Source organism: Streptomyces sp. RLA012 (assembly GCF_056270325.1).
The window spans coordinates 8,843,311-8,858,248 of record NZ_JBWDPA010000002.1; the positions used below are offsets into that span (position 1 = coordinate 8,843,311).

The window sequence follows — 14,938 nt, forward strand, 5'->3', positions numbered from 1 at the left end:
AACGTAGAGAGTAGATAGTCAAGCTGCTTGACCATGTGGCGTCATGGTCAAGCAGCTTGACCAATCCGTCAAGGGTGTTTCAATGCACCCGTGAAGAACTCCGAGGCCATGGCCCTGGCCGCCGCCCTGCTCGCCGCCGCGGGTGACCTCACGCGGCGCATCAACGACGGCGTCGAAGCTCGCGGCTTCGAGGGGCGGCCCGCGTACGGGTTCGCGTTCACCCGGCTCGCCCCGGACGGCGCGACGGTCACCGACCTCGCGACCCACCTCGGGACGACCAAGCAGGCCGCCAGTCAGCTCGTCGAGGAACTCGTGCGCAAGGGGTACGTCGAGCGGCGCCCGTGCCCCGGCGACGCGCGCGCCCGGCTCGTCGTGCTGACCGAACGCGGCTGGGCCTGCACCCGTGCGGCGGAGGAGGCGGCCGCCGATGCCGTGCGGGCGTGGGGCGAACTGCTCGGCGAGGGTGAAGTGCGTGTGTTGCTCGACCGTTTGGCGAGAATCGCGCCCTATGGTCCGATCCGGCCCGCCTGGTGACAGTTCATCAGATTTTTTACGGCGGTCGAGGCTGCCGCCGGCTGTCGTCGAAAGTTTTTTACTGACGCGTAACTTCACACTTGCGCTACTCGCCCGTAACTTGACGAGTGAACAGCATCCTCGTGATCCGGATCACAGGGCGTACGTCGTCGCACTCCCTTGAGCCGCAAGGAGATCACCCGATGCTGCCCTGGAAACGCCTGCTCAGACCCCTCACCGCACTGCTGCTGACCGCCGTGGTCGCCGTCGTCCCCGCCGCCACCGCCCACGCCGCCGCGCCGAGCTGGGGGTCCCCCCTGCTCGAGCGAAGCCGACAGCTTGGGGGAGGCTGGAACGACTACTCCTGCAAGCCCTCCGCCACGCATCCCCGACCCGTCGTCCTCGTCCACGGCACCTTCGCGAACTCCGTGGACAACTGGCTGGCCTTCGGGCCCTATCTGGTGAGCCGCGGGTACTGCGTCTTCGCCCTCGACTACGGGCAACTGCCCGGCGTCCCCGTCTTCAACGGCCTCGGCCCCATCGACAAGTCGGCGGAACAGCTTCAGGTGTTCGTCGACAAGGTGCTCGCCGCGACCGGCGCCGCCGAGGCCGACCTCGTCGGCCACTCGCAGGGCGGCATGATGCCCCGCTACTACCTCAAGTTCCTCGGCGGGGCCGCCAAGGTGAACACCTTCGTCGGCATCGCGCCCGACAACCACGGCACCACCCTCGACGGCCTCACCAACCTGCTCCCGTACTTCCCCGGCGCCGAGGACCTGCTCTCCACGGCCACGCCCGCGCTCGCCGACCAGATCGTCGGATCCGCGTTCCTGACCAAGCTCAACGCCGGCGGCGACACCGTCGCGGGCGTCCACTACACGGTGATCGCCACCAAGTACGACGAGGTGGTCACGCCGTACCGCTCCCAGTTCCTGACGGGATCCGACGTCCACAACGTGCTGTTGCAGGACCTGTGTCCGCTCGACCTCTCCGAACACGCGGCCATCGGGCTCCTCGACCGCATCGCCTTCCACGAGGCGGCGAACGCCCTCGACCCGGCGCACGCCACCACCACGAACTGCGCCTCCGTGTTCAGCTGACCCTCCATGGGCGTCGCCCCATGGCCGGGGCCTGTCCGGCCTGAGCCGCCGGACAGGCCCCGGAGTACGCGGGCCCCGGAGTACGCGGGCCCCGGAGTGTGCGGGGCCTAGCGACCGTGCCGGCTGTCGGTCCTCTCACGACGGCGGACCGAGGAGAACAGCGCTGCCGCGCCGAGAGCCAGCGCGATCGCCCCGCCGATCGCGAGGTACGGGGTGCCGGAGCCGCCGCCGGTCTCGGCGAGGTCCCGCCGCGAGGCGCCGGCGGCCTCCGGCCGGTCGGCGGAGCCGCCGGGAGCGATGGAGGTGTTCGTAACGGCCGCCGGAGTGGCTGTGCCGTCGTGGTGGTCGTGCCGCACCGTCGACTTGTCGGCACCGGCCGCTATCTGCTCCTCGGAGGGCGCGGAGGCGGTGGGTGCCGGGGCGGTCGACGCCGGGGCGGTCGGTACGGGGGTGGCACTGCTTCCCGTACCGCTGCTTCCCGTACCGCTGCTTCCCGTACCGCTGCTTCCCGTACCGCTGCTTCCCGTACCGCTGCTTCCCGTACCGCTGCTTCCCGTACCGCTGCTTCCCGTACCGCCGTTGCCGGAGCTACTGCTGCCGGAGCCGCTGTCGCTGGAACCGCTGGTGCCCGAACTCCCGTCCCCGGAGCCTCCGCCTCCGCCGAAGGTGACGTCCGAGCAGGAGTAGAAGGCCTCCGGGCTGTCCGAGCGCTGCCAGACCGCGTAGAGAAGCTGCTTGCCCGAGCGCTGCGGCAGGGTGCCGGAGAAGGTGTAGTAGCCGTTCGTCGCCGTCGGGTCGGTCTTCGTGGCGACCGGATGTGCCAGGTCCAGGTCGGCCCAGGCCAGCGGCTTGGAGGGGTTGTAACCCGCCTTGGTGAGGTAGACGTCGAAGGTGCCCTTGTGCGGGGCCGTCACCCGGTACCTGAAGGTGTACGCGCCACTGCTCACGCTCGTCGTCGGCCAGTCGGCGCGGGCCTGGTCCAGACCCTTGAACTCGTCGTTGCCCGCGCTGCACAGCTTGCCGTCCGGGACGAGCTGCTGGTGTCTGCCGTTCGCGTCGCCGATCCGGATGCCGTTCCAGTCGTACAGCGCCTGGGTGCCGCCGGCCGCGACGGCCGCCTTGCAGGCGTTCGACCTGGGGCTCTCGGGGTTCTCCGCGTAGCACTGGAAGACCCGGCTGACCGGGTCGCCCATCGTGCCGTGCGCGGCGGCGGGCGTCGCGGCGAGGGCGGTCAGGGCGAGGCCGGCCGCGGCGACGGCGGCGACCTTGCGGCGACCAGGCATGGGTGGACTCCTCGATCAAAACGGTCCGGAGCACGTGGGGTGATCAGCAAGCTAGCCCCAAGAAACCGTGAAATCGCCTGTTCGAGGAGGGCGGGGGAGATCCTTATGGCCGCCTTAAGGCAGAGCTAACCGAGGGCTGAGGGAAGCGGAGGGGAGGCGGGCTCGGTCATGAGCGGCTGCGGGTCGCAGCCCCGTGCGCAAGCGTTGTCCATGTTCATACCGACGAACAGCTTCTCGATGTGCCACTCGTCGTCTGCTGGACGGCGAGCTCCGCGCTCAGGCTGAGGGCATGGCGCGAACCGACATCGACGGCACCGACCTGTTCGCGCCGACCGGGTCGCTCGCGTGGCTCGGCGATCTCGACACTCGTCCCGGGTGTCCTGGTACGGGTCCGGCCGGCGGAGACCCCGCACGTGCCGGCGGTTCTCATCGGCCTCTACCCGCACGTGAATGGCGGGTTCCGCCTCGGCGAGGTCTTCCGCCCGGAAGGAACACGGTCACCGGCTCGCCGGGCTGCTGCTCCTCGCCGGACCGCTTCTCGCCGGGCTGCTCCCCGCCGTGCTGTCCGTGCCGGCCGGAGTGCTGTGAGTGAGGAACCCGCTGCAGACCATCGCCGCGCTCTCACTGATCGTCGGCGTCGTCCGGCTCGTGTCCGGTATGCCGACCGCCCACTCGGCCCTGGCCACCGAAGACCTGCCGCACCGCGGCTTCGTCCTGTGCGCCGCGGCGCACGGCATCGTCGCGGGGGATCGTGGTGCGACGGCGAGCTCGCCGACGCCCTCGCCCGGCGCGCCGCGCTGGTCAGAGAGATCGGTGCGGGGCCGCGTGGCCCCGTCTCACCGTTCTGAGCGCCCGCGAGCGCCGCCCCACCCACGGCCCTGTCACGGGCGTGGGGTGACGGCTGCAAGCCTCGGGCGGTCCGCTCGACGGCGACGGCCGCCGGGGCGGCTCACCCGTCCGGCCACCACGTGCGGTGGATGTCCTTTCGGACCTCCGGGCGCTCGGTCGGGCGCTCGTCGGCCTCGTCCCGCACCCGGCGGGAGTCCGACTTCCTCAGGGGCTTCTGCACGGTCACACGGCGCATGGCTGCCTCCTTGTGCCTACCGGGATCCGCTGGGGTACGGAGGTAGACCCTTTCCGGGAGAGTTCCTCATCGATCGGGATCTGTCTGTGGCGGCTGTCACGATTCGACTGTCAGTGGTGGGTGTCACCCTGGGGCACATGGCGAGTTACAACGACATGAATCCAAGCCGGAGCGGTGCCGAACAGTGCCGGGGTGGCGTGCATCCGGGCGCGGACGTCGACTGGGACGCCGAGGCCGCCACCTTCGACGACGAGCCGGACCACGGGCTGCGCGACGCCGCCGTGCGGGAGGCCTGGGCGCGGCGACTGCGCGCCTGGCTGCCCGAGGTCTCCTGCGATGTACTCGATCTCGGCTGCGGCACCGGCAGCCTCTCGCTCCTCGCGGCCGAGCGGGGACACCACGTCACCGGGATCGACCTCGCGCCCCGCATGGTCGACCTCGCCCGCGCCAAGCTGGCCGGACGCGACGCGGTGTTCCTCGTCGGTGATGTGACGGCACCGCCCGTGGGCGAGCAGCGCTTCGACGTCGTGCTGGTCCGGCACGTGCTGTGGGCCCTGCCCGACCCCGCGCGTGTCCTGCGGCACTGGCGCGGGCTGCTCCGCCCCGGAGGGCGGCTCGTCCTGGTCGAGGGTGTGTGGGGGACGGTGAGCCCGGTCGGTATGCCCGCCGACCGGCTGGCCACCCTGCTGGAGCCCCTGACCGCGGACCTCCGCGTGGAGCGGCTGTCCGACGACGCCCGGCTGTGGGGACGGGAGGTGGCGGACGAGCGGTACGCGCTGGTGGCCCGGGTCTGACCGGGCCCTAGTCGAGCAGCGCTTCGAAGCCGCCCTCGCGGGCCAGGAGTTCGAGCGCGTCGAGGGCGTCCTGTGCGGCGGCCGCGGCCGCCGGATCGCTGCTCGCGAGGCCGCTCGCGGCGAACTCGTCCTCGTCCAGCCGGCGTACGTCCGTGCCGTCCGCGGAGCGCCACAGGTCCAGGTCGAGGTCCTCGACGACCAGTTCGCCGCCGGCCAGGGCGGCCGGGCGGGTGATGTCGCAGTACCAGCCCTTGCGCACGCCCTCGGCGTTCCGGACCTCCTTGATCGCGTACCACCGGTCCCGCCAGTAGTACTCGGTGAAGACATCGCCCGGCTCGAAGCGTACGAAGCCGAAGTCGCGCACGCCCTCGCCCGCCCACGGAGCGCGCACGACGACGCGGTTGCCGTCGTCGGCGAGCAGCCGGGCCGGGTAACAGATCTTCGTACGGCCGGACTTGACGAGGACGACCGCCACCGTGCCCGGTGCGTCAGCCGAGTTCGCGGACATACTGCACCTCCGTCGCGCAGACCTCGTAGCCGAACCACTTGTTGATCGCCAGCATCGGCCCGTTGTCGGAGTCGTTGCCCGTGAACGCCTCCGTGAGGCCGGCGGCACGGGCGCGGTGCAGGGAGTCGTTCTTGGCGAGCTTGGCGAGACCGCGGCCGCGGTGGGCGCGGGCGGTGCCGGTCATGACGGTGCCGTAGCGGGTGCCGCCGTCGGTGCGGGCCGCGCTGAACGCGGCGGGGTGGCCGTCGACCACCGCGACCGAGGTCAGCTCATGGCTGAAGAGGGGGTGGTTCCAGGTCTCCTCCAGCCAGGCCTCGTAGTCCGTGAACTCGCGGTCGATGTCGCTCGGTTCGTCCAGCAGGGTCTCCGCGTCCAGCGCGAACAGCGGGCGCGGGTCGTCCGCGAAGTCCGCGGCCGTGCGCAGCTCGACGCCCTCGGGCGGTTCCGTGAGCGGGGGCAGGGTGCCGTTCGCCAGGTCGAGGCGGAGGAAGTGCGCGGAGCGGCTCGCGCGGTAGCCGCGCCTCTCCGCGAAGGCGCGGTTCGCGGGCCGGTCCAGGACCCAGGTGTGGATCTTCTTCGCGCCCAGCGCGGCCAGCCGCTCCTCGCCGGCGCTCACGAGCAGCGAGCCCACGCCGCGGCCCTGCCGCCCGGGGTGCGCATAGACGTGGAGGTACGCGTGCCCCGGGGCGGGGCTGTCGTACACCAGACCGACCTGGGCCGTGCCGACGAGCTCGCCGTCCTCCTCGGCCAGCAGCGGCCGGTAGTGGGCGTCAGGGTGGGCGTGCGCCACGTCGTACGCCACGGACTCGCCGGTGTGGATCATGTACGGCAGGGCCAGGTGACGGATACGGGCGAAGCCCCCGGTGTCTGCCGGGTTCCCGCTGAGCAGTTCGCGAACGGTCACAGTCATGAGGACGGACGCTACGCGCGGGGTGTGTGCGAGTGCCTCTCATTTTCCTTCCGGTACGGGACAATCGCTCCGTGACGCTGAAGATCCACATCGAGGAGGGGGGCGCGCCGTACGAGCAGGTGCGCGCCCAGATCTCCGAACAGGTCCGTTCCGGGGTACTGCCGGTCGGCTACAAGCTGCCCACCGTACGGGGGCTGGCCGAGGAGCTCGGCCTCGCCGCCAACACGGTCGCCAAGGCCTACCGGGCCCTTGAGTCGGACGGGGTGATCGAGACGCGTGGCCGCAACGGGACGTTCGTCGCCGCCGCGGGTTCGGCGGCGGAGCGTGAGGCGGCGTCGGCGGCACAGGCGTACGCCGAGCGCGCGCGCCGCCTCGGCCTCTCCGAGTCCGCCGCGCTGGACGCCGTACGGGATGCCCTGCGGGCGGCCTACGACACCCCCTAGCCCGCCCCTAGCCCCTCCCGTCGAGCCGGTCGTCCGGCGTGCGGGTCACCGTCAGGCCCGTCGCCCTGGCCGCGCGGGCGAAGGTCACGGCGTCGTGGACCGCCGCCGCGTCGGGGTCGTTGTTGAAGTACGCGTACACCGTGCGGTCCTCGGACCAGGTGTCCGTGACGCGCTGTACCCAGGTCGTCAGGGACTGTCGGCCATAGCGCGGCCACGGCCGGGCGCGGCCCTCGTGGAAGCGGAGGTAGCCCCAGTCGGCGGTCCGCCACAGGGGGGTCACCGGGCGGGCCCGTACGTCGGCCCAGCACAGGGCGGCGCCCCGTGACTCCAGTACTTTGCGCACGTCGGGCGTCCACCAGGAGTCGTGGCGGGGTTCGACCGCGACCCGGACATCGGCGGGGAAGCGGCCGAGGCACTCGTCGAGAAGGGCGGGGTCGGCGTGCAGCGTGGGCGGGAGCTGGAGCAGCACCGGGCCCAGGCGGTCGCCGAGCCCGGCGGCGTGGCTCAGCAGCCGGTGCACGGGTTCGGCCGGCTCGCGCAGCCGTTTGATGTGGGTCAGATAGCGGCTCGCCTTGAGGGCGACGACGAAGTCCGGCGGGGTGCGCTCCCGCCAGCTCTCGAAGGTCTCCCGCGACGGCAGCCGGTAGAAGGCGTTGTTGATCTCGACCGTGGCGAACCCTGCCGCGTACTCCTCCAGCCACAGCCGCACGGGCACCTCGGCCGGGTACAGGACGCCGCGCCAGTCCTTGTACTGCCACCCCGACGTGCCGACGAACAGGGTCATATCTCCATCAAAGCACCCTGCTGCGGATGCCGACGGCGGGCCACGGACGCGGCGGCCCACAGATGCGGTGGGCCACAGAGGTGGGCCACAGAGGTGGGCCACAGATGCGGCGGGCTACAGATACAGCCCCGCGTCCGCGCCCTCCCGCTGGTCCGGCACCGACGTCGGGGTCGTGCCCCGGCGCAGCGCGTACAGCTCGGCCAGGGTCGCGCCCTCGCGGCCGACGCCCTCCTCCGTGCCGAGCCAGCCGACCGCCTCGGAGCGGGTCAGCGGGCCGACCTCGATCCGGGCGAGGCAGCGGCCCGGGCGGACGACGGCGGGGTGCAGACGCTCCAGGTCCTCGTTGGTCGTGACGCCCACCAGTACGTTGCGGCCCTGGCCGAGGAGTCCGTCGGTGAGGTTGAGCAGCCGCGAGAGCGCCTGGCCCGCGGTGTGCTTGGCCTCGCCGCGGATCAACTCGTCGCAGTCCTCCAGCAGGAGCAGCCGCCAGCGGCCCTTGCCGGTGCCGTCCTCCTCGCCGATCGCGATGTCCATCAGATAGCCGACGTCGGAGAAGAGCCGCTCGGGGTCCAGGACGCAGTCCACCTGGCACCAGTCGCGCCAGGAGCGGGCCAGGGTGCGCAGGGCCGAGGTCTTGCCCGTGCCGGGCGGACCGTGCAGCAGCAGCAGCCGGCCCGCGATGTCCTCGGGCGTCGTCTTCATCAGGTGGTCCATGGCGTCCGCCACCGGCGCCGTGTAGTTCGGCCGCACCTCCTCCCACGTACCCGCCGAGATCTGGCGGGTGGTGCGGTGCGGGCCGCGGCGCGGGGAGACGTACCAGAACCCCATCGTCACGTTCTCCGGCTGGGGTTCGGGCTCGTCGGCCGCGCCGTCCGTGGCCTGGTCGAGGATCTTCTCGGCCAGTTCGACGCTGGTCGCGGTGACCGTGACATCGGCGCCGCGGTTCCAGCGGGACACCAGCAGGGTCCAGCCGTCGCCCTCGGCGAGCGTGGCGCTGCGGTCGTCGTCGCGGGCCGAGCGCAGCACGCGGGCGCCCGGCGGGAGCAGCGTCGCCCCGGACCGTACGCGGTCGATGTTCGCCGCGTGCGAGTGCGGCTGCTCGCCCGTCGCGAAGCGGCCGAGGAACAGCGCGTCGACGACGTCCGACGGCGAGTCGCTGTCGTCGACGTTGAGCCGGATCGGCAGAGCGTCGTGTGGGTTGGCAGACATGCCGCCATGATCCGTCACGCGGGCGCCCCGTGCACCCGGTTTCCGCGGTGCGTCCTGTGTGTCGGCTGTGTCTGCCCGTATCCCCTCTGCTCCCCTCCGTCCTGTTACACGGCTGTGGTCCTACAAGACCTGTCCCGCGGCCGATGCACGCCGTTACTGTTGCCCATGATGGGACGTCATGGGTGGAATTCGGGGGCACGGCGGTGGCGGCTCACCGCGCTGCTCGGCGTGGGAGTGGCCGCTCTGGCCCTGGTGGTGACCTTGCTCAACACCTTGCCCGGAGACGGCGCGAGCAACGCGGGCACCACCCGCGACGGGGCCAAGGTGCACGGCACCCCGGTCACCCCGCCACAGACGCCGCAGCCGGAGGCCGGCTGGGGCTTCACCCACACCCAGTACAGCGCCGACGAGGGCAGCGACGCGGCGACCCGGCGCGTCGAGGGGCTGCTGCAGAAGCGGTCGATGCCGCAGATCCAGCACATCATGGGCTGGGGCGCGGGCAACCCCGAGCCCTCCAAGGGGCGTTACGACTTCACGGAGATGGACCGCCGTATCGACTTCGTCCGCGAGACCGGCGGCACCCCGGTGATCACCCTGTGCTGCTCCCCGGACTGGATGAAGGGCGGCAAGTCCGGCGCGAATAACACGAACTGGAGCCAGACCGCCCTGGAGACCGCCCCGGACCCGGCCCACTTCCAGGACTTCGCCGACCTCGCCGCGACCGTCGCCAAGCGCTATCCGGACGTCCGCCACTTCATCGTCTGGAACGAGTTCAAGGGCTTCTGGAACAACAGCGAGGGCCGCTGGGACTACGAGGGCTACACCAAGCTCTACAACCTCGTCTACAAGGCGCTGAAGAAGGTCGACAAGGACATCCTGGTCGGCGGGCCCTACCTCGTCATGGACAGCCTCGACCCGCGCCAGACGGAGAACGCGTCGACGACCCTGAAGGGCACCTGGGGCACCATGGACCAGCGGGTCCTCGACGCCTTCGACTACTGGAACAAGCACAAGGCGGGCGCCGACTTCGTCGTGGTCGACGGCTCCAGCTACACCAAGGACGACGACCTGCTGCCGAACGAGTTCGCGGCCACCGACAAGTTCACCGCCGTCAGCGAGTGGGTGCGCGCGCAGACCCACGGCCTGCCACTGTGGTGGGCCGAGTACTACGTCGAGCCCGCCGACGGCAAGGACGACCGCAAGGGCTGGTCCGAGACCCGTCGTGTCGCCGTCCAGGCAGCCGGTCTGATGGCGATGGCCCGCGGCGGCGCCACCTCCGGCTTCTACTGGAACCCGGAGAAGAAGCAGGGCACCGACTGCGCGGGCTGCCTGTGGACACCGACCGACAGCGCCGGCGGGGGAGCGGCGCTCCCGATGTTCGATCTCGTCTCGCGCTTCGGCAAGGAGTTCCCGCCGGGCACCGAGTACACGACGGTGTCCGTGGCCCCGGACGACGTGCCCAACGTCCGCGTCCTCGCCACCGACAAGGCCGTCCTCGTCGTGAACACCCTGGACCGGTCCATCAGCGCCCAGGTGGACGGCAAGCGGTTCGACATGAAGGCGTACGAAGTGAAGTGGCTCACCCGCTGAACCCGTGATCCCGGGTCCGGGTGAGCCACTCCGCCTGGCTGGACCTCGTACTACTTCATGGTCAGGAACCGCTGTACGAGCGAAGCCAGCAGCACCGCCAGCAGTGGCAGCGAGAACCAGAAGCTGCTCTGCAGCCACCGCAGCTGCCGCACGCTCGGCCGCACCGCGGCCCGTACGACCTCCCGCGCCGTCAGCATGAGGACGAGCGCCACGGCCGCCAGCGCGCCGACGACCGACCACGGCGTCCAGGTGATCTGGGGACCGATCGGCCCCGGGTTCGGCTTCGGGACCTTGCCCTCGGGCTGCCGGCGCAGCGCGTACATCGTCACGTCGCTGTTGACGAGGACCTTCTTCAGATCCTGCCGGTCGTCGAGGTTGCGGATCAGCCGCGACTCCCAGGTCGTCGAATAGCCCACGTCCAGCTGCAGATAGACCACCTGGCTGCGGTTGATCATCAGGTACGAGTTCGGGCCGGCGTCCTTGAGGGACTTGACCAGACCCGACACCAGCACCGGGTCGGTCGGCGCCAGGGTCGGCACGTACTGCACCTTCTCCATGTCCCGGGCGCCCCACGGCATGGCGGGCGTCACGTTGTTGACCGTGTCGTTGCTCAGCCACAGCAGCCGTACGGTCGGGTCGTCGTGCGCGTAGACGTAGTTCATGGCCGTGACCTCGCCCGGCCTGATCCGCTCGAAGGACTCGTTGCCCCAACGGACCACCAGGAAGCCGCCCATGAGGAGCAGCCCCGCCATGAGGGCGGCGAGCGGGGCGAGGCTCACCCGGTCCTTCTCACGCTCCTTCGCGGTGACGCCGGTGCGCGGGAAGAGGGCGAGCCCGGCCAGCAGCGCCGCGCCCGGCAGGGCGAACATGAAGACCCGCAGGGCCATTTCGCCGCCGTAGGACTGCATGCCGAAGCCCAGGAACGGGACGAAGGTGAGGACGAGCAGCGACCGTTCGCGGTACTTGTGGTCGCGCCGCCGCCACCAGCCCCAGCAGGCGAAGGCCATCACACCGCCGGCGAGCAGCACGCGCGCGTAGAGGACGAGTTTGTGGGACGAACTGCCGCCCTGGATACGGCCGGAGACGGAGGTCGACACATTGCTGCCGACGCCGCCGACCCCGCCGAACAGATCGTTGAAGTGCCCCGACCAGTACGGCTCGGCCATGAAGCCGATCCAGAAGGAGACCAGGACGGCGAAGAGGATGGGCAGGCCGCGCAGTTCGCAGCGCCCCACCAGGACGAGGACCGCCAGCACGCCCAGCATCACGAACGGGGTCAGCTGGTGTGCCGGGACGCTCGCCGTGAACAGGCCGATCAGCACCATGAGGAGCACGGCCTGCTGGCGCCGGTCGGTCGGCTCGACCTCCGCCTCGCCGGGGCGCGCCTTCGTCCACAGGACGCGCGGCGCCCGGAACCACACCAGGAGGATCGCCACGAAGGCGAGGTAGAGGAGATAGGTGAAGCCCTGCGGGGAGAAGTAGTCCTGGCCGACCCAGCCGCTCAGCACGAAGATCCAGATGCCGGTCCACTTGGCGCGCCAGCTCGCCCGCATCGAACGCACGAGCAGGAACATCGGGGCCAGGTAGAGCAGCTGCATGGTCAGCGGCCACCAGCGGATCACCTCGGTGAGGTCGCTGACCCCGCAGGCCTTGGCGACGAACGCGGCCGCCGCGAAGAAGCCCGGCCAGCTCCAGCGGGCGTCCAGGTCGGGAACGGCGGATCCGGTGCGGTCGATGTAGTCGAGGAAGCCGAGGTGCTGCCAGGCCGTCGCGAACCGTGGCTCGGTCTCGATGACCGAGGGGAGCGCGTGCAGCGAGACGACGGTGGCGAGCAGAGTGATGAGCAGCAGGCCCCTGTGCTCGCTGTTCATCCAGAGCAGCGAGGCGAAGACCGTGATCAGGAGCGCCGCGCCGACGAGGGTGGGCAGCGGGAGGACGGAGATGAGGCCGAGGCCGCCCATGCGGTCGAGGGAGGCGTCGTTGAGGGAGAGGGCCGGGACCCAGTAGAGGAGCAGGGCGGAGATCAGGAGGCAGCCGAGAATCACGCCGGGTTTGGAGGGGTGTCGTAGGCGGTCGCGCAGGGACGGTGGGGGTGGGGTCGTGCGGTCCGCCGGATGCGGGTCGTCCGTGGCTGGTCGCGCGGTTTCCCGCGCCTTTGGTGGGGCGGTGGCCGAACCGTCCGTTTCGAAGGGGGCGTCGACCTCCGGGGCCTCCGCCGGTCCCAGGGATGCCTCCGAGCCGGGCTCTCGCGCCTCCACGGGCAGCCCCACCGGTGGCAGCTGCGGCTTGAGTGCCCAGGTGGGCCGGTGGTCCTGGCGCACCTGAGGTGTGCCGGTGGGCGGGGTGCCGGGGCCCGGGCGGACGTCCGGGCGGCGTTCCTGGTGGTCGAAGTCGACGTGGACGCCGAGGGCGAGCGTGTCGGAGTCGAGGGCCCAGGCCGGTCCGCGCCTCGCCTCGCGCGGCTCGGCGGCGGGCACCTCGCGCGCACCCAGGTCGGCGAGGTCCCCGTCCGGCGCCGCGCCCGCCGGAAGTTCGGCGGGCGGCGCGGTCCGTACGATCTTGAACAGTTTGGGCGCCGCGATCGACACGATCACCGCGAGGCTGGAGATCTCCGCGACGCCCGCTCCGGTCAGCCCCATCCGGGGCAGCAGGATCACCGTCAGACCGAGTACGAGCACGCACAACAGGCCCTGCAGATAGGCGAGTCCGGAGGTGCGGCTCTGTGCGCGCAGCACCGCGAAGTACGTCTCCATGACGACCCGCAGCAGCGCGCCGACCGCGAACCAGCGCAGCAGCGGGGTCGCCGCGTGCGCGTAGCCGTCGCCGAACACGTGCAGGATGAACGGCGCGCCGACGAACAGCAGCCCGCACACCGGCAGCATGATCCGGGCCATCCGCTTGAGCGCGGCCCGGGTGTTCGAGGCGAGCCGCGCCGGGTCGTGGGAGCCCTCGACGGTCAGCGAGGCGCCCATGTTGATGGCGAGCAGGTTGACCGTGCCGCCGATGGTCGTGGTGATGTAGAAGTACGCGTTGTCGGCGGAGCTGACCTGCGAGGCGACGATCACCGGGACGAGGTAGACCACGGCGAGCGAGAAGAGCGAGCCGGTGTAGTCGCCCGCGAGGAAGCGGCCGACCTCCTTGAGGGTGGGCGCGTTCGCCCGGTCCTCGGTCGCCTTCACATGCCGGGGGACCAGCCGCCGGAAGACCAGCAGCCCCAGCGGCACCACCGACAGGGCGATGGCGGCGACCCAGGAGACGAAGACACCCGACATGGGGATCGCGGCGGCCAGGCCGATCAGCAGCACCAGCTTCGTCGCGGAGAACACGGTGTTGCCCACCGGCACCCACAGCGCGCTGCGCAGCCCGGTCAGTACGCCGTCCTGCAGCGTCAGCACCGACCAGGCGACCACCGCGAGGACGAAACCGACACCGCTGAGCGGGCCGTGCAGGAAGCGGTACGAGGGTCCCCACATGTTCAGGGTCAGCAGGAAGACCCCGGCGGCCAGCGCCACGATCACCGAACTGCCCGCGTACGTACGGAAGATGAGGCGTCCGGTGGCGCGGCCCGCGACGGGGATGAAGCGGGCCAGGGCGCCCGTCAGGGTCACCGCGGTGAGGCCCGCGAGGAGCTTCATCGCGGCGATCGCGGCGGAGCCCTGGCCGACCGCCGAGTCGGAGTAGTAGCGGGCGGCGACCAGCCAGTAGCCGAGCCCGAGCACCGCGGAGATCCCGGTGTTGAGCATCAGGGCGTAGGCGTTGCGGAACAGTTGACTGCCTCCGCCGTCGCCGTCCTTGCGGCCCCGGCCGGGCAGGCGGAGGCGGCGTCCGGGCCGTTGCTCGGGCGCCTCGGCGGTGGGCGTTGAGGCCTGGGCTGTGGTCGTCGTGTCAGACACGGGAACGGATGGCCTTCCGGCGGACCTGTCGTGCTCTTCGGACCATGGCATACCCCTTGGTGAGGGCGCGGTCCCGGGCGAAGTTGCGGGCGATCGCGCGGCCCTCGACGAGCCGCTCGAACTCCTCCGTACCGGTGCTGCGGCGCACGGTGACGCGTTGCAGGGCGTACGGGCCCTGGCGGCGGTGCGCCAGGCCGTTGCCGACGGCGAGCGACTGGGCGAAGCCCGCCTCCCGCACCATGTGGCGCACCCGGCGGCTGGAGTAGCCGTAGGGGTACGCGAACGAGACGGGGCGGGCGCCCAGTTCGTCGGCGATGATCTCCTGGCAGCGCAGCACCTCGAAGCGGAGCGCGTCGTCGGTGAGCTGGTCGAGTTGCGGGTGCGTATGGCTGTGCCCGCCGATCTCGACCTGCTCGGCGGCGAGTTCGCGCACCTGAGCCCAGCTCAGCATGGCGTCGAGGCCGCCCCCGGTGTCGTACGCGCCCTTGATCCACCCCGTGGAGACGAACAGGGTGGACGCGAAGCCGTGCTTGGCGAGCGTGGGAAGGGCGTGCCGGTGCACGCCCTCGTAGCCGTCGTCGAAGGTGATCAGCACGGGCCGCTTCGGCAGCGGGCCGCCGGATCGCCAACCCGCCGCCAGCGCCGCCGTGTCGACCGGGGTGAACCCCTGGTCCCCCAGCAGTGCCATCTGCTCGGCGAACGCCTCGGGCCCGACGGACAGCTCACGCGTCGCGTCATTGGGCGCGGCGGCGATGGAGTGATACATGAGGATGGGTACGGGGGTGTCGGTCATGGGGCCGCCACACCCCCCGCGACCCGCGGGGGTC

The 14,938-nt window shown here is 71.2% G+C and carries 13 protein-coding genes and 2 pseudogenes; 7 read left to right on the forward strand and 8 right to left on the reverse strand.

The features are described 5' to 3' along the window. Nucleotides 1–90 precede the first annotated feature (90 nt). Together RV986_RS40480 and RV986_RS40485 are read left to right on the forward strand one after the other, a co-directional pair. On the forward strand, nucleotides 91–534 hold the full coding sequence (locus tag RV986_RS40480; protein ID WP_475922150.1) for a MarR family winged helix-turn-helix transcriptional regulator: 444 nt from the start codon (nucleotides 91–93) through the stop codon (nucleotides 532–534). 182 nt (nucleotides 535–716) lie between these two features. Further along, nucleotides 717–1,613 carry an esterase/lipase family protein gene (locus RV986_RS40485; protein ID WP_475922151.1) on the forward strand — a complete coding sequence of 299 codons (897 nt, stop codon included), beginning with the start codon at nucleotides 717–719 and terminating at the stop codon, nucleotides 1,611–1,613. A gap of 107 nt (nucleotides 1,614–1,720) precedes the next feature. Here the strand turns inward: RV986_RS40485 and RV986_RS40490 are convergent, their stop codons facing one another. Next, nucleotides 1,721–2,896 (reverse strand): lytic polysaccharide monooxygenase auxiliary activity family 9 protein, encoded by a 1,176-nt coding sequence (locus tag RV986_RS40490; RefSeq protein WP_475922152.1) that lies wholly within the window; start codon nucleotides 2,894–2,896, stop codon nucleotides 1,721–1,723. A 238-nt stretch (nucleotides 2,897–3,134) separates the two neighbouring features. On the opposite strand from RV986_RS40490, the pseudogene RV986_RS40495 reads away from it, so the two are divergent. Next, nucleotides 3,135–3,254: pseudogene (locus tag RV986_RS40495) on the forward strand (TetR/AcrR family transcriptional regulator); the annotation flags it as partial. After that, a pseudogene (locus RV986_RS40500) lies at nucleotides 3,244–3,643 on the forward strand (DUF308 domain-containing protein); the annotation flags it as partial. The pseudogenes RV986_RS40495 and RV986_RS40500, both read left to right, overlap by 11 nt. A gap of 202 nt (nucleotides 3,644–3,845) precedes the next feature. Here the strand turns inward: RV986_RS40500 and RV986_RS40505 are convergent. Beyond that, the gene (locus RV986_RS40505) at nucleotides 3,846–3,980 is read right to left on the reverse strand and encodes a hypothetical protein (protein ID WP_475922153.1); all 135 of its coding nucleotides are present in this window, start codon (nucleotides 3,978–3,980) and stop codon (nucleotides 3,846–3,848) included. Nucleotides 3,981–4,135: 155 nt separating this feature from the next. Between RV986_RS40505 and RV986_RS40510 the strand changes: the two genes are divergently transcribed. Further along, nucleotides 4,136–4,774 carry a class I SAM-dependent methyltransferase gene (locus RV986_RS40510; protein ID WP_475924611.1) on the forward strand — a complete coding sequence of 213 codons (639 nt, stop codon included), beginning with the start codon at nucleotides 4,136–4,138 and terminating at the stop codon, nucleotides 4,772–4,774. A gap of 7 nt (nucleotides 4,775–4,781) precedes the next feature. Here RV986_RS40510 and RV986_RS40515 read toward each other — a convergent pair whose 3' ends face one another. Both RV986_RS40515 and RV986_RS40520 read right to left on the reverse strand, forming a co-directional pair. Then, nucleotides 4,782–5,282 carry a ribonuclease FAU-1 family protein gene (locus RV986_RS40515; protein WP_475922154.1) on the reverse strand — a complete coding sequence of 167 codons (501 nt, stop codon included), beginning with the start codon at nucleotides 5,280–5,282 and terminating at the stop codon, nucleotides 4,782–4,784. Next, entirely contained in the window at nucleotides 5,263–6,192 is a 930-nt protein-coding gene (locus RV986_RS40520; RefSeq protein ID WP_475922155.1) for a GNAT family N-acetyltransferase, read from the reverse strand. Before RV986_RS40520 ends, RV986_RS40515 begins: the two co-directional genes overlap by 20 nt. Before the next feature lie 71 nt (nucleotides 6,193–6,263). Between RV986_RS40520 and RV986_RS40525 the strand changes: the two genes are divergently transcribed. Beyond that, nucleotides 6,264–6,635 carry a GntR family transcriptional regulator gene (locus RV986_RS40525; protein WP_475922156.1) on the forward strand — a complete coding sequence of 124 codons (372 nt, stop codon included), beginning with the start codon at nucleotides 6,264–6,266 and terminating at the stop codon, nucleotides 6,633–6,635. Nucleotides 6,636–6,642: 7 nt separating this feature from the next. Here RV986_RS40525 and RV986_RS40530 read toward each other — a convergent pair whose 3' ends face one another. Together RV986_RS40530 and RV986_RS40535 are read right to left on the reverse strand one after the other, a co-directional pair. Continuing rightward, nucleotides 6,643–7,419 carry a DUF72 domain-containing protein gene (locus RV986_RS40530; protein WP_475922157.1) on the reverse strand — a complete coding sequence of 259 codons (777 nt, stop codon included), beginning with the start codon at nucleotides 7,417–7,419 and terminating at the stop codon, nucleotides 6,643–6,645. Nucleotides 7,420–7,533: 114 nt separating this feature from the next. Then, nucleotides 7,534–8,628 carry a DUF5925 domain-containing protein gene (locus tag RV986_RS40535; protein ID WP_475922158.1) on the reverse strand — a complete coding sequence of 365 codons (1,095 nt, stop codon included), beginning with the start codon at nucleotides 8,626–8,628 and terminating at the stop codon, nucleotides 7,534–7,536. Nucleotides 8,629–8,796: 168 nt separating this feature from the next. Here RV986_RS40535 and RV986_RS40540 point away from each other — a divergent pair, with 168 nt between their 5' ends. Continuing rightward, a complete protein-coding gene (locus RV986_RS40540; protein WP_475924612.1) occupies nucleotides 8,797–10,218 on the forward strand; it encodes a GH39 family glycosyl hydrolase in 1,422 nt (473 codons plus the stop codon). Between the two features lie 50 nt (nucleotides 10,219–10,268). Here the strand turns inward: RV986_RS40540 and RV986_RS40545 are convergent, their stop codons facing one another. Then, nucleotides 10,269–14,111: a lipopolysaccharide biosynthesis protein gene (locus tag RV986_RS40545; RefSeq protein WP_475922159.1), complete on the reverse strand. Its 3,843-nt coding sequence runs from the start codon at nucleotides 14,109–14,111 to the stop codon at nucleotides 10,269–10,271. Continuing rightward, the gene (locus RV986_RS40550) at nucleotides 14,104–14,904 is read right to left on the reverse strand and encodes a polysaccharide deacetylase family protein (RefSeq protein ID WP_475922160.1); all 801 of its coding nucleotides are present in this window, start codon (nucleotides 14,902–14,904) and stop codon (nucleotides 14,104–14,106) included. Before RV986_RS40550 ends, RV986_RS40545 begins: the two co-directional genes overlap by 8 nt. Between the last annotated feature and the right edge of the window lie 34 nt (nucleotides 14,905–14,938).